This window comes from Variovorax sp. WDL1, from assembly GCF_001541225.1.
In the GTDB taxonomy this organism is placed as follows: domain Bacteria; phylum Pseudomonadota; class Gammaproteobacteria; order Burkholderiales; family Burkholderiaceae_C; genus Variovorax.
The window spans coordinates 28,309-28,843 of record NZ_LMTS01000236.1; the positions used below are offsets into that span (position 1 = coordinate 28,309).

Sequence of the window (535 nt, forward strand, 5' to 3'; positions counted from 1 at the left end):
CATGAGCGGCAGCATGGGTGTGAATGCGAAGCGGCCGATGCCCATCGCGATCGCCAGCGCGATCAGTCCCGCCAGGCAGATCGCTGCGAAGGACGCCCGCGGCATGGTGAGGGAGGGATTCGACATGGGACTCCATTGGACTCAGAATCCGGATGTTTCACAAATGAATTATCGAGAACAACCATTCTTCTTTTGAGAACAATGAAGCCATGAGAACGATCGACCTCGACTCCCTGGAAATCTTCCGCACCGTGGTGAGCGAAGGCGGCGTGATCCGAGCGGCCGGCAAGCTCAACCGCGTGCAGTCGAATGTCACCACCCGCATCCGGCAGTTGGAGGAACGGTTGGGTCACAAGCTCTTCCTGCGGCAGGGCCGCTCGCTGGCGCTGGCGCCGGCCGGGCGCAAGCTGCTGCCCTATGCCGACCGGCTGCTGCGCCTGGCCGAGGAAGCCGAGGGCGAGTTGCGCAGCGAAGCGCCGGTCGGCACCTTCAGGCTGGGCTCGCTCGAGAGCACGGCCGGCAGCCGGCTGCCGCC

The 535-nt window shown here is 64.5% G+C and carries 1 protein-coding gene; it reads left to right on the forward strand.

Going from position 1 to position 535, the window contains the following annotated elements; all coding sequences use genetic code 11:
• Positions 1 to 218: 218 nt before the first annotated feature.
• The coding region (locus APY03_RS44700) for a LysR family transcriptional regulator (RefSeq protein WP_232324457.1) at positions 219 to 535 on the forward strand (317 nt) is incomplete at its 3' end.